The sequence below is a fragment of the Chryseobacterium luteum genome, from assembly GCF_000737785.1.
GTDB classification, from domain to species: Bacteria; Bacteroidota; Bacteroidia; order Flavobacteriales; family Weeksellaceae; genus Chryseobacterium; species Chryseobacterium luteum.
This window is the reverse complement of the sequence record NZ_JPRO01000039.1, coordinates 1-12,720: the sequence shown is the minus strand read 5'-3', so window position 1 is coordinate 12,720 and position 12,720 is coordinate 1. Positions and strand designations below refer to the sequence as shown.

The 12,720-nt window shown below is 37.4% G+C and carries 10 protein-coding genes and 1 pseudogene; 1 reads left to right on the top strand and 10 read right to left on the bottom strand.

The window, feature by feature from the left end; translation table 11 throughout:
• Together IX38_RS21430 and dnaN are read right to left on the bottom strand one after the other, a co-directional pair.
• Positions 1 to 346 (bottom strand): annotated as a pseudogene (locus IX38_RS21430) (phenylalanine--tRNA ligase subunit beta); the annotation flags it as partial.
• A gap of 301 nt (positions 347 to 647) precedes the next feature.
• Positions 648 to 1,778 (bottom strand): DNA polymerase III subunit beta, encoded by a 1,131-nt coding sequence (gene dnaN / locus IX38_RS21425; protein WP_034708090.1) that lies wholly within the window; start codon positions 1,776 to 1,778, stop codon positions 648 to 650.
• Positions 1,779 to 1,980: 202 nt separating this feature from the next.
• Between dnaN and IX38_RS21420 the strand changes: the two genes are divergently transcribed.
• Positions 1,981 to 2,337: a diacylglycerol kinase family protein gene (locus IX38_RS21420; protein WP_034708088.1), complete on the top strand. Its 357-nt coding sequence runs from the start codon at positions 1,981 to 1,983 to the stop codon at positions 2,335 to 2,337.
• Between the two features lie 157 nt (positions 2,338 to 2,494).
• Here the strand turns inward: IX38_RS21420 and IX38_RS23595 are convergent, their stop codons facing one another.
• The 8 genes from IX38_RS23595 to IX38_RS21385 all read right to left on the bottom strand — a co-directional run bounded on the left by IX38_RS23595 (position 2,495) and on the right by IX38_RS21385 (position 12,477).
• Complete coding sequence (locus IX38_RS23595; RefSeq protein ID WP_449384749.1) at positions 2,495 to 2,554, bottom strand: bacteriocin-like protein; 60 nt, start codon at positions 2,552 to 2,554, stop codon at positions 2,495 to 2,497.
• Positions 2,555 to 2,625: 71 nt separating this feature from the next.
• Positions 2,626 to 3,252: an SGNH/GDSL hydrolase family protein gene (locus tag IX38_RS21415; RefSeq protein ID WP_084680380.1), complete on the bottom strand. Its 627-nt coding sequence runs from the start codon at positions 3,250 to 3,252 to the stop codon at positions 2,626 to 2,628.
• Between the two features lie 136 nt (positions 3,253 to 3,388).
• Positions 3,389 to 3,787, bottom strand: a complete 399-nt coding sequence (locus tag IX38_RS21410; protein WP_034708085.1) for a ribonuclease inhibitor — start codon at positions 3,785 to 3,787, stop codon at positions 3,389 to 3,391.
• A 77-nt stretch (positions 3,788 to 3,864) separates the two neighbouring features.
• Positions 3,865 to 7,560 (bottom strand): phosphoribosylformylglycinamidine synthase, encoded by a 3,696-nt coding sequence (locus IX38_RS21405; RefSeq protein WP_034708082.1) that lies wholly within the window; start codon positions 7,558 to 7,560, stop codon positions 3,865 to 3,867.
• 76 nt (positions 7,561 to 7,636) lie between these two features.
• Positions 7,637 to 7,897 (bottom strand): serine hydrolase, encoded by a 261-nt coding sequence (locus IX38_RS21400; protein WP_034708080.1) that lies wholly within the window; start codon positions 7,895 to 7,897, stop codon positions 7,637 to 7,639.
• Positions 7,898 to 7,984: 87 nt separating this feature from the next.
• Entirely contained in the window at positions 7,985 to 8,938 is a 954-nt protein-coding gene (locus IX38_RS21395; protein WP_034708079.1) for a WG repeat-containing protein, read from the bottom strand.
• 199 nt (positions 8,939 to 9,137) lie between these two features.
• Positions 9,138 to 10,565: an adenylosuccinate lyase gene (purB, locus tag IX38_RS21390; protein ID WP_034708078.1), complete on the bottom strand. Its 1,428-nt coding sequence runs from the start codon at positions 10,563 to 10,565 to the stop codon at positions 9,138 to 9,140.
• Positions 10,566 to 10,734: 169 nt separating this feature from the next.
• Positions 10,735 to 12,477 carry a CocE/NonD family hydrolase gene (locus IX38_RS21385; protein ID WP_034708076.1) on the bottom strand — a complete coding sequence of 581 codons (1,743 nt, stop codon included), beginning with the start codon at positions 12,475 to 12,477 and terminating at the stop codon, positions 10,735 to 10,737.
• Positions 12,478 to 12,720: the final 243 nt, after the last annotated feature.

Sequence of the window (12,720 nt, the reverse complement as noted above, 5' to 3'; positions counted from 1 at the left end):
TAGCTTCCTTGATTTCAAAGAAGTTTCCGGTTTTGTCATAGATCTTAGTTCCGACAACAGCTACAGGAACAGTCTGTCCAGCTTCAACATTGGGAGCTCCGCAAACAATATTTAATATCTTGCCATTCCCTACATCAACCGTTGTTTTTTTCAATTTGTCTGCGTTCGGATGTTTTTCGCAGGTCAATACTTTTCCTACTACAATGCCCTCCAGACTGCCTTTTACACTTTCAAATTTTTCTATCCCCTCCACTTCAAGACCTATATCTGTAAGGAATTCTCCGATCCTTTCCGTTTTCAGTTCCGTTTTGATAAAGTCTTTCAGCCAGTTGTTTGATATCTTCATTGCTATATTTTGAAAAATTATTGAATTTTCGTACAATTTTTCCTGTACAATTTTTCCTCTACAAATGTCGTGTTTTTTTAAGAAATAGAGAAATTTAGGAATGATTTTAAAATAATTAGTTTTTATTAAATTCCTTCTGTTTGTTTAGAAAATTTTTCTATAAAAAAAAAGACAATATATTATGTTATCCTTAGAATTTATCGTTATTTATTAAAATAAATCTTTAAAAACTTCAAAACTCATTAAAAACAAAAAAGAGACTGAAAAATTCAATCTCTTATATTTTTATGTATTTAAAATATTACAACCCGATTACCGGCATTGATAACATCAGGATATTTTCATTTTCTTCAAGACCGTCAAGGGGTTCAATGATCCCCGGTCTGTTAGGTTGTGACATTTTCATAGTGATATCGTCGGAACCTAAAATACTTAGCATTTCCGTTAAAAACTTCGAGCTGAAACCAATATTGATGTCTTCCCCGTTATAATCGCAAGGGATCTGCATATCTGCCTTGTTTGCATATTCCGTATCTTCTGCGTGAAGATGAAGAATATTGGCAGACAACTTAAATCTTACCTGGTTGGTTGATTTGTTGGACATAATTGACGCTCTTTTGATCGCTCCCAAAAGAAGGTTTCTGTTGATCGTCAGTACGTTTGGATTTTCCTTCGGAATTACAGCTGTATAGTTCGGGTATTTACCGTCTATCAGTCTGCAGATCCAGATATGTTTTCCAAAAGTAAATTTAGCCATATTCTCATTAAAGTCGATGGTAACATCTTCATTAGAGCTTGCCAGGATATTTTTGAAAATATTCAAAGGTTTTTTAGGCATGATGAATTCCATTGGCTCGGCATTCATCAGGTCTGTTCTTTTGTAGACAACCAGTCTGTGGGAATCTGTGGAAACAAAGTTTGTTTCATTTTCTCCAAACTGGAACAGTACTCCTGTCATTACGGGACGAAGAGAATCATTGCTGGTTGCAAAAAGAGTGTTCGTCAACGCTTCGGATAAAACTCCTGCAGGCATGGCCACGCTTTGAGAGGCATCAAATTCCGGCAGTTCAGGATAATCATCGGCATTATCCAGTGCTACAGCGAAATTATCTTTTTCATCTAAAATCTCAAGCTGGCTCCCGGTTCCTTCTGCATTATCCTTTACAGCAAATGTAAGAGGCTGTTCCCCGTAGGTCTTGATAAAATCTTGAAAAATTTTAGCAGGAACGGCAAATTTACCCGAATCATCGGACTTTACATCCAAAGATGTAACAAGAGTAGTCTCGCCATCAGATGCTGTAATGGTAACGTTATTTCCGTCTAATTCAAAAAGATAGTTTTCTAAAATCGGTCTCGATTGAGAGCTTGATATTACGCCACTTACAGTTTGCAATGCTTTCTGCAGTTCACCACTTGAAATAATAAATTTCATAGATTTAAAAATAAGTTTCTACAAATATAATAAATAGAAACTATAATGAAAAAAATAATCTTAAGGAGTTTTAAACAAATATCATTAAGCTGTTTTGAGACTTGATATTCTGTTCAGATTTCAGTCATAATTAATTTTCATATCATGGGTCTGAAATCCTGTTACCATCAAAATACAAATCCTATATTTGCGAAAAAGAATCATGAAAAAACCACTTATCCATAAAAGTTTTCTGCATGCTTTCCGGGGTGTTTTCCTGATGGTAAAAACGGAAAGAAATTTCCAGATCGAGCTTGTAGCTTTTTTCATTAACCTTTTCCTGATTTTCTATTTTAAACTTTCAGCAGTGGATACGGTACTCATTCTCATAGCTTCTCTGGCTGTTTTAAGTGCCGAAATTTTCAATACGGCAATAGAAAGGATATGTGACATCATTCAGCCTGATTTTGACAGGAGAATTGGCTTTATTAAAGATATTTCTGCGGGAGCGGTTCTTTTGATGGCGATTGGGTCTGTTGCAGTAGGAATTATTGTTTACTGGAAATATGTGTTTCAATAAAAAAAGCACTTCTGAAAAGAAATGCCTGTAGTTTTTTAAGAGCAGTGAAAGTCCCAGGATTCGGAGGTCATACATCCGTTAAACTTTGGACAATACCAGCCATAAGGATAATTACAATGTCCGTTTTCATCAAGAGGGAAAGTAATCAAGGGAGGGTTTACCCTTTTCCATTGACATTTTTCAGCTCCTGTCTTTTAAGTTTTTTTAGATTTTTCATAGTATTTTTTATTTTTAAGTATAAAACTAACAAATAAAAACCAAATATTTCACCATGTTAAGATAAATTAATCATAAATATTTTTCTATAATTGGGATTGCGGTTTCAGCCATTATTCCATATCCTTTTTCATTGGGATGAACACCGTCCCCGGAAAGTAAAATTTCTTTATCTCCTAAAAATGCAGCGTAAAAATCAATGTAATGCAGAGAATTTTCAACAGCGAGATCTTTAAGAATCCGATTATAAACAAGAACTTCCTCATTTGTTCTTAATTTTCCGGTTGCAGTCTTCACACCGTCTATTTCCCGGGAAACAGGGAGAATGCTTACCAGATAAATATCATTCGTATACTGTTTTGCATGCTGAATGGCCTTAATCATATTACTTCTGAACTGGACAGGATTTACCATAGATACTCCGTTCCTGATGGCCAGATCATTGGCTCCATACCCGATAAAAACAATATTTCCTTCGGCTGAATTTCTGGCTGCCAGCTCATAAGGCATCCGTTTCAACAGTCCTTCTGTGGTTTCGCCTCCTATTCCAAGATTAAAAAGGATCAACTCGTTGTTTCCTTCATGAAACTGCTGCAGGGCATATCTTTTAAGAATATCAACCCATCCTCCGAATACTCCGTCATATTCTCCATACGTAATGCTGTCTCCAAAGAACAGCCCGTAAATCATTTTCTTCATTTTTTAAATTAGATGTTAGAAGTTAGATGTTAGATTTTTAGATGTTAGAAATTAGTACTGTTAGGATATAAGTAATACTGTTGACCGTCACCCATAACTCACCATTCATAACTTATAACTCATCATCCGTCTAATATCAATCCAAAATTAGGGTAATATTTTTGTGTGATTCTATAGTTTCTATTAAAATTTCAAAGAGTGTCTGGCCTTTTCCTGAAAGCAAATCATCCAGTTTTTGCTGTATCAACTCTATGTTAAATGGTTTTCCCTGCCTGATTTTATTTTCGTAAAAATTCCGGGTTAATTCAAGACCTAAATCTTCTTTTGATTTTTGGGACTCTTTCCATATGATCTCAATTTCCTCTCCGCTTTCGAATACTCCGAAACCGCCGTACAGAATGTCATCCAAGCCGTCCAGTGTTCCTATTTTCCATTCTGTCTCTTTCATCAACACTGAAGAAACTTCATCATAGAATCCGGGCAGGTCTGAAAAATGGCTGCCATTTATAATAATTTTGTTTTTACCTGACTCCAATCCTTATTTAATTTTTTATAAGTTTAACCTTGGTAAATATAAAAAATGACCGCCATTCAGTGGCGGTCATTTCTATTTTATTTGAAGTATTCTACTCCGTTTTTGAATATATTGTGGTAATTCGCGGTCGGTATGTTTTTCATGAGACCTTCTGCAAAACGCTCAGGATGCCCCATTCTTCCGTAAATCTTTCCACACGGGCTGGTAACTCCTTCAATTCCGAATAATGAATTATTAGGGTTGAATGGCATGCCGTGGGCAATATTTCCGTCAAGATCGATATACTGGGTAGCTATCTGTCCGTTTTCGTAAAGCTTTTTGATTTCTTCTTCCGAAGCCATGAAACGGCCTTCACCGTGGGAAATCGGAATGGTGAATACCTGATCTTTCATTCCTTTTAACCAAGGGCTTTCGTCATTGATCACTTTTACATTCACCATCTGTGAAATATGTCTTCTGATGGCATTGTGAGCCAATGTCGGAGAGTTTTCATCCAGATTTTTGATTCTTCCGTAAGGCAATAACCCAGATTTAACTAAAGCCTGGAAACCGTTACAGATCCCGATGATCATTCCGTCTCTGTCCAATAATTCGTGAACAGCGTTCTTCATCTTTTCGTTTTTCAGAACGTTTACAATGAACTTTGCTGAACCGTCCGGCTCGTCACCTGCTGAGAAACCTCCTGAGAATGCCAGAATCTGAGATGTTCTGATCTCTTCTACCCATGCATCAATGCTTTCATCCAATAGCTGGTGACTGATATTTTTTAACGGAAGACTGCTGATCACAGCACCTTCTTTCCGGAATGCATTCAGGGTTTCGTATTCGCAGTTGGTTCCCGGAAATACAGGAGCAAATACTTTAGGCTGGGCAATTCCGTGTTTTTTAATGATGATATTTCTTGGGTTGATCGAGTTTGATTTTTCATCAATTTCAACCGTCAGTTTTTCTTTTTCTTTTGTTGGGAAAAGGTTTTCGAATGTACCGGTGTACGATGCTTCAAGATCCGAGATTTGAGATTCAAGGTTGTTTATTTTTAAAATACCTGAGTCTTTTACTTCACCGATCGGCTGAAGAGAAAGACTGCTCAGCTCTTCTTTTGATTCGATGATTAAGCTGCCGATATTTTTAGCCAATAAAGCATTTTCGTCAATACTGATCTCTGCTCCCAATCTGTTTCCAAAGCTCATTTTCGCTAAAGCTATAGCTGCACCGCCTTCTTTAATGGTTTTTACTGAAACAATTTTTCCGGCTTTGATGTTTTCAAAAATAAATCCGAAAATTCCTTTTAAGCTTTTGTAGTCAGGAAGTCCGTTTTCCTGGGGAATATGGTTAAAAAAGTACAGTTTATTTCCAGCCTGTTTAAATTCAGGGGAAATAACGTTTTTCTTTTCTCCGTTGGCACAGGCAAATGAAATCAATGTCGGCGGCACATTCAGATCCTGATAAGTCCCGCTCATAGAGTCTTTACCTCCGATTGCAGCAAGACCGAGACTGATCTGTGCATCATAGGCTCCTAAAAGAGAGGCTAAAGGTTTCCCCCACTTCTCAGGATTCTGGCCCAGCTTTTCGAAATATTCCTGGAAGCTTAACCTGATATTCCTGTAATCACCTCCCATGGCAGCAATTTTAGCTACACTTTCCACTACCGCATAAGATGCTCCTAATAATGAATTCTGCTTTGAAATTCCGGTATCAAATCCCCAGCTTGCGAAAGATACGGTTTCAATATCTTTTGCTCCCAAAACCGGCAGGGTCTGGGCACTTCCTTCCATCAGTGTCTGCTGGTATTTTCCCCCAAGAGGCATGGCAACAGTAGTTCCGCCAATAGAGGAATCAAACATTTCCAGCAGCCCTTTTTGCGACGCTACATTTTTGTCACTTAATATGTTCAGGAAGTTTTCTTTTGTAAAAGGTAGTGTTTCCTGTTTTAGTTCTTCAAGATGGGTGATTTTAACCTCCTGACTTTTAGAACAACCGTTTGTGTCTAAAAATTCTCTTGAAAGGTCAACAATTTTATCGCCTTTCCAGAACATCTGCATTCTTCCTGAATCTGTCACTTTTGCAACTTCTACAGCCACAATGTTTTCATCCTGACAGAATTTGATGAACTGTTCTTTATCTTTTGGATCAACTACAACCGCCATTCTTTCCTGAGATTCGGAAATAGCCAGCTCGGTTCCGTTTAATCCTTCATATTTTAAAGGTAAAACATCCAGATTCACTTCCAGAGAATCAGCAATTTCGCCGATCGCCACGGAAACACCTCCAGCACCGAAATCATTTGATTTTTTAACCAGTTTCGTTACTTCCGGATTTCTGAACAGTCTCTGGATTTTACGTTCTTCAACGGCATTCCCTTTCTGAACTTCAGAGCTCATGGTGTGAATAGAGGTTTCGTCCTGTTCTTTTGAACTTCCGCTTGCTCCACCAACACCGTCACGGCCTGTGGCACCTCCTAAAATAATAATAGAGTCGCCATTTTCAGGTTTATCACGTCTTACCCAATCTACAGGAACGGCTCCGGTAACGAATCCTACTTCCATTCTCTTGGCTTTGTAGCCTTCATCGTAGATTTCAGAAACCATTGTAGTTGCTAAACCGATCTGGTTTCCGTAAGATGAATAACCGTTTGCAGCCTGTTTAGTAATCGTTTTCTGAGGCAGTTTCCCCGGTAAAGTTTTATCAACCGGTTCCAAAACATCAGCAGCACCTGTTAACCTCATCGCCTGGAAAACATAAGAACGACCGGACAAAGGATCTCTGATCGCACCACCTAAACACGTTGAAGCACCTCCGAAAGGTTCTATTTCTGTAGGGTGATTGTGGGTTTCGTTTTTGAACAATAAATACCACGGCTCTTTTTTACCGTCGTATTCAGCTTCGATCTGGATGGTACAAGCGTTGATCTCGTCAGAAACCACCAAGTTCTCCAAATTGCCTGTTTTATGGAAATATCTTCCGCATACTGTGGCGAGATCCATTAAAGAGATGGGCTTCAGCTCACGGCCTAAGAATTTTCTTTTTTCGATATAGTCATTGAAAATAGTTTCCAATGTATGTTTAAACTGTCCTTCAAATTCAATATTTGACAATTCCGTTTCAAAAGTGGTGTGACGGCAGTGGTCACTCCAATAGGTGTCTAAAACTTTGAGTTCCGTTTCGGTAGGATTTCTCTTTTCTGTTTTAAAGTATTCCTGAATGAACTTCAGATCGTCCAGTCCCAACGCAAAACCGTGATTGTTGTAAAAGTTTTCAAGCGCGGCATCATCGAAACTGATGAAGTTTTCGTGGACCAAAACTTTTGCCGGCATTTCATCAGCAGGAATGTTTAAGATGGAAAGGTCTTTTTCCTGGGATTCCACTTTATTGATGAGAAGGTCTTTGATTTTCACAAGATCTGCCTCGGAAATCCCTTCAAACTGGATCAGTTTTCCGCTTCTTACTTTGGATTTTTCATTCTCCGTAAGCAAAGCGATACACTGCTGCGCAGAATCTGCACGCTGGTCATACTGTCCGGGAAGAAATTCCATGGCAAAATGGATCTCTTCTGCAGGGTTTTCTGTGTGCAAAATATCGGTTACAGGATCTACGAAAGTGCTGTTGACCACTTTCTCAAATTCTCCGTCATTCAGTCCGAAAATATCGTACACATTATAGACTTTCACATTTCTGACCGCCGGAACGACCGCTTTTACTTCATCAAAAATTTTTGGACTTTCAACGTCGAAAATTCCTCTTTTTTCTACGAAAATTCTTTTGTTATTAGACATTAGATGCCAGATTTTAAATATTAGATTTATTACTTTCTTTTTACTTTTTCTGAATCAGCAACTGATTCTTTATATTTTACAGCTTCAATAGCAGGTTATTATATTTTGACCCGTCTGTATTGGAAGCATTTTTAGGGGTTGCCAGCCACCTGCTGTTATTAAAAAGCTTGGTAACGGACGCTATTTCAAAATAGGTATTGTCGTCCGCTTTGTTTCCATTTCCTTTATCAATTTCACCAAAATGCCTGGTATAAATTTTACCGTATTTCACTATTCCGACAGGCACAGAGTAAGCTCCCGATTTCTCTTTTAATTTTGCCGCATTGGCATGTAACATCCTTCTGGCTTTGTGAGAAGCTTGTAACGGACATAAGAAGCAATAAAAAAATCGAAAGGTTTTTCATTATAATTTATAATTTATAATTTATAATTTATTCGGGTTATCGGGATGTTCTTTCTGAAATTGTTCAGCCTGTTGTGTCTCATTTTTCAGCCATTTCTCAAAAGGAATTTTTTCATTTTCAAATTCAAGGGCAAAAATATTTTTACCATCTTCCGAGACTAAAAATTTAAAATCCGATATTCCCGCTTCCATTTTTCTATAATCATAGGTATTTACCTGATAGAACGGGAAGTTTTCCTTTGGTCTTTCTACGATTTCAAAAAACAGTTTCTTTTCGTTATCAGAGAGTTTTGTATAATGGTTTACATAATAGATTTCTGAAAGTTTTTTATTCTGTCTGTTGAAAAACTGAAGAATCGTCTTCTCTTTTTCATTATAATTAAATGGATCCGGAAAATATTTTCCTCCAACTTCTACTGCATTTTCCGATTTTGAAACGGGCTTTGCAATTTCCCCTTTGAAATTCATTACTCCCCAGGTTCCCCCAACGATTGCTTTGTGCTCATCCTCGGTTTTTTCCCAGTCACAACCGTCACAAAAGGCAGCGTAACCATAATTGAATGGTGATGCAAAATCATGGTTTGGTTCAATAACAACTTTCCCATTCCTGTCCACAAAACCTACTTTCCCGTTTTTAACAAACCTTCTTGCGCCTTCGGAAAAATAATCGGCTCCGTTGTCGTAAAAGAAAGGTCTGTAAAGGAAATTTCCTTTTTTGTCGTAGACATATCCCCATGCATTTTTTTCTTTGGCCTCATCTTTTTTAAAACCATCAAAATAAATGGTTTCACCTTTAACCAATTCGCCATTTTCAAGGTTTGAGAAAATTTTAAACTGAGCAGGAACAATAATTTCACCTTTCTGATTCTTCACTCCAACCAAAGAATCTTTTGAAACAAAATATTTTAAAACATCTTTCTCCTGGGAAAAGGAAAGTACGGGTAATAATAAAATGGTTAAAAGTAATTTTCTCATATGATTTGGAGTGACAGCTTAATTTACCAGTCTTTACTGAGGTATATTTTCTTACGCGAATTTACAATAATATAATATTTTCCGGCAACAATGCATCATTACTCATATTTTCATATTCTGCAGCAAAAACAAAATAAAAAACGGGTAAATCTTCATACGGATCAAATAAAATATGCAGCCCAGAAGGACTGCATATGCTTTATACTTTAAGATCAGCCTCCAATCCTATCATATCTTTATTTTTATCCAGAATCGGCTGTACTTCATTGCTGATGAACTCCTCTGTCTGGATCGGTGCAAAACCGATAAAGTTTTTAGGATCTAAAACTTCTTTTAATTTCGATTTATCTAATTTTAAAGAATCATCGTTTAAGATTCTTTCAATAAGATCATTTTCTTTTCCTTCTTCTTTCACTTTCCTGGAAGCTTCCATTGAGTGAACCCTGATCACTTCGTGAATTTCCTGACGGTCGCCACCAGCTTTCACTTCTTCCATGATGATATATTCCGTCGCCATGAAAGGAAGCTCTTCCATAATATGTTTGTTGATTCTGTTCGGATATACAACAATTCCGTTCATGATGTTGTTCCAGATCAATAGAATGGCATCAACCGCTAAAAACGCCTGTGGAATGGTTAATCTTTTGTTTGCAGAGTCATCTAAAGTTCTTTCAAACCACTGTGTAGAAGCTACCATTGCAGAACTTGTTGTAAGAGACATTACATATTTTGCCAGTGCCCCTATTCTTTCACTTCTCATTGGATTACGTTTGTAAGCCATTGCTGATGAACCGATCTGGTTTTTCTCAAACGGTTCTTCGATTTCCTTAAGGTTTTGAAGAAGACGTAAATCGTTGGTGAATTTATGAGCAGACTGAGCAATATTTCCTAATAAGGCTACTACTTTCGCATCAATTTTCCTGTCATAGGTCTGGCCGGAAACTCCGAAAACTTTTTCGAAACCGAATCTTTTTGAAAGTTCTTTATCTAAATGTTTCACTTTGGAATAATCTCCGTTGAAAAGCTCAAGGAAACTTGCAGCAGTACCGGTAGTTCCTTTTACTCCTCTGAAACGCAATGTTTCTAAGAAGAAATCAAGTTCTTCGATGTCAAGAACCAAACTCTGTAACCAAAGTGTGGCTCTTTTACCCACTGTAGTCAGCTGAGCCGGCTGGAAATGGGTAAATCCTAAGGTAGGAAGATCTTTATACTGAATAGAAAAATCAGCTAAGCTCTTCATCACGTTAACCAGCTTTTTCTTTAAGATTAAAAGCCCGTCACGGATCTGAATAAGGTCTGTATTATCGCCTACAAAAGCCGAAGTAGCACCTAAATGGATAATTCCTTTTGCTGAAGGCGCTACATCCCCATAGGTGTGAACGTGTGCCATTACATCATGACGGAATTTCTTTTCATATTCTGCTGCTTTATCGTAATCGATATTTTCTGCATTAGCTTTCAGCTCGGCAATCTGCCCGTCCGTAATATCAAGACCCAGGTCTTTTTCAATTTCGGCAAGAGCTATCCAAAGCCTTCTCCAGGTGCGGAATTTATTGTTATGTGAGAAATTAAACAACATTTCTTCACTGGAATAGCGCTCTTCCAATGGATTTTTGTAGGAATTCATTCTTTCTTTTACTTTTAGATGTACAAAAATACGGATTTTCAGTGAGAGATGAAAATTGTGAAGGCGGTTTAGATTGACTAAAGCCGAATGTTAATTATTTTTTATTTAAGCAGACTAAGTCCCAATTCCATTGATTAAAGGATTCAGGGAACTAAGTTTAAACAATTAGTTATTCATTTAAAACCGGAACTTTTATATAGCTGTCATTATACCATTTGATAATCAAAGGTGTTGAAGCATCTTTTATTGTTTCGGTGCTTACTTCTTTTCCGGTTCCGTAATTAAGCTGGGAAAACGGATTTTTATTTACATTAATGGCAACAACGATTCTGCTCCCTTTCTGAAGCTGTTTGCTTATGAAATGCGTATTGCTGAATTCTATGGCAGTCTTCTCGTTGGGATTGAGTAAATGCCTTTTTGTAATGTCTTTTGCATAGCTGGCTCTTCCGATATAATATGACAGATGAAAATATTTTCCTGCGGGAGTCAATTCATATAAGGTTATTCCTACATCTGCATCTTTTTTATTAACGGCAATATTTAATGTTCCTAAAAAAGAACCATTGATAATCATTGCCTTTTTTAAAGGATCACTCATAAAGATAAATCCGTTGCTTTTATTGAGGCTGTCTTTTTCAATGGGGTCCGGATAGTAATCATTATTGCTGCTATCACGATCGGCAAAGTCTACCGTCTGGGACAAATATGTTTTTTTATCAGACGATTTTGGATTCAGAAAATAATATTCATTGCGTTTTTGTCCGGAAAGATAAAATTTCAGAAATTCACTGTGCATATTTTCAAAAGAATCTGCACTCCTCCATTCGTTGGCACCCATAACTTCATAATTAATCTTGTTTTTAAGAATATCAGGCTTTTTCCCGCTTTTCAAAATAAAATCAAACCATTCGTATGTGATTTTTTTAATATCAATAAGGGAGGTAGTGTCTACGCTGTACCCGTTCACTATTTTTTCGCCCCCGATTTGGGTCCCGAAATGACTGTACGGGCCAATTATCAGATAGAATGGAGTTTTGGGACTGTATTTCTGTAATTCTTTGAGATAGTAAAGACTTGAATTTTGCGAATCATTATAATAGCCGTCAAAGGCAAGAACGGGAATAGTGATCTGCCTGAAATCTTTTTTATAGGGTGCCATTTTTTGCCAGTATGCATCAAAAGCCGGATGTGAGATCCAACGCTGGAACCATCGGTTGGGCTTTCCATCAATACTATCCATTTTATTGTAAGCTGTACCGGTTTCCCACCATTTAAACATCATTTTTCTAAAACGCTGCCTGTCATTGCCTGTTTCATTGTCCAGATATTTGTTATTGCCCACATAAAAAGCCCATTCATAATTGGGATTTATAAAAATATTATTTTCCATGGGAAGCCCCATTCCCGGCCTGTTTGCAACGTAAGGAACGATTGTTTTAAGGGCTGGATGCAGTGTTTTACAGGCAGCCCACTGGGTAAAGCCGTTGTAACTTCCTCCATACATTGCTACACTTCCGTTACACCATTTTTGTTTGCTTATCCAGTCAATTACATCGTAAGAATCGCCGGCATCCAATTCATAAGGGTAAATTTCACCCGGACTGAATCTTTTCCCGCGTGTATACGCCATGACTCCAATATATCCCCTGTCTGCAGCATCTTTCAGGCTTTGAAGATCTCTTCCTGTATCACGGACATAAATGGTAAACTGAAAAATAACCGGCAGTGGCTGCACAGTCTCTTTCTTCTTTACAATAATTGCAGAAATCTCTGCCCCATCCCGTGTTTTTATCATCACACTGTCCTGAATATCATAAAGACTTTCCTTATCTTTTAAACGGGTCTGCTGGGTCTGCTGAGCAAAAAATACAGTGGGAACATATAAAAAAAGAACGAGGAGGTATTTTAGCATTTTAATTTATTTGAAGGTTAATGATCGGCATCTCTAATAATGATAACAATTCAGAAATCCAGATCATTACATTTGAGTCGTCCTAAAATAGGTTGACACTAAATTAAACAATATTACTATCCGGAGGAATTATTCTTTCTCCGGATTTTTTATGCACCATATCCGGTGTTTTCATCTTAAGACTAAGATGTGGTCTTCTTGCATTGTAAAGATAAATGCTTTCTTTAACCAGTAGATTTAGAT

Bases quoted from the DNA above. Each gene is read 5' to 3' on its own strand.
- dnaN (WP_034708090.1), bottom strand. From the start codon at position 1,778: ATGAAATTTATTATTTCAAGTGGTGAACTGCAGAAAGCATTGCAAACT.
- purB (WP_034708078.1), bottom strand. From the start codon at position 10,565: ATGAATTCCTACAAAAATCCATTGGAAGAGCGCTATTCCAGTGAAGAA.
- IX38_RS21395 (WP_034708079.1), bottom strand. From the start codon at position 8,938: ATGAGAAAATTACTTTTAACCATTTTATTATTACCCGTACTTTCCTTT.
- IX38_RS21385 (WP_034708076.1), bottom strand. From the start codon at position 12,477: ATGCTAAAATACCTCCTCGTTCTTTTTTTATATGTTCCCACTGTATTT.
- IX38_RS21420 (WP_034708088.1), top strand. From the start codon at position 1,981: ATGAAAAAACCACTTATCCATAAAAGTTTTCTGCATGCTTTCCGGGGT.
- IX38_RS21405 (WP_034708082.1), bottom strand. From the start codon at position 7,560: ATGTCTAATAACAAAAGAATTTTCGTAGAAAAAAGAGGAATTTTCGAC.
- IX38_RS21400 (WP_034708080.1), bottom strand. From the start codon at position 7,897: ATGTTACATGCCAATGCGGCAAAATTAAAAGAGAAATCGGGAGCTTAC.
- IX38_RS21415 (WP_084680380.1), bottom strand. From the start codon at position 3,252: ATGAAGAAAATGATTTACGGGCTGTTCTTTGGAGACAGCATTACGTAT.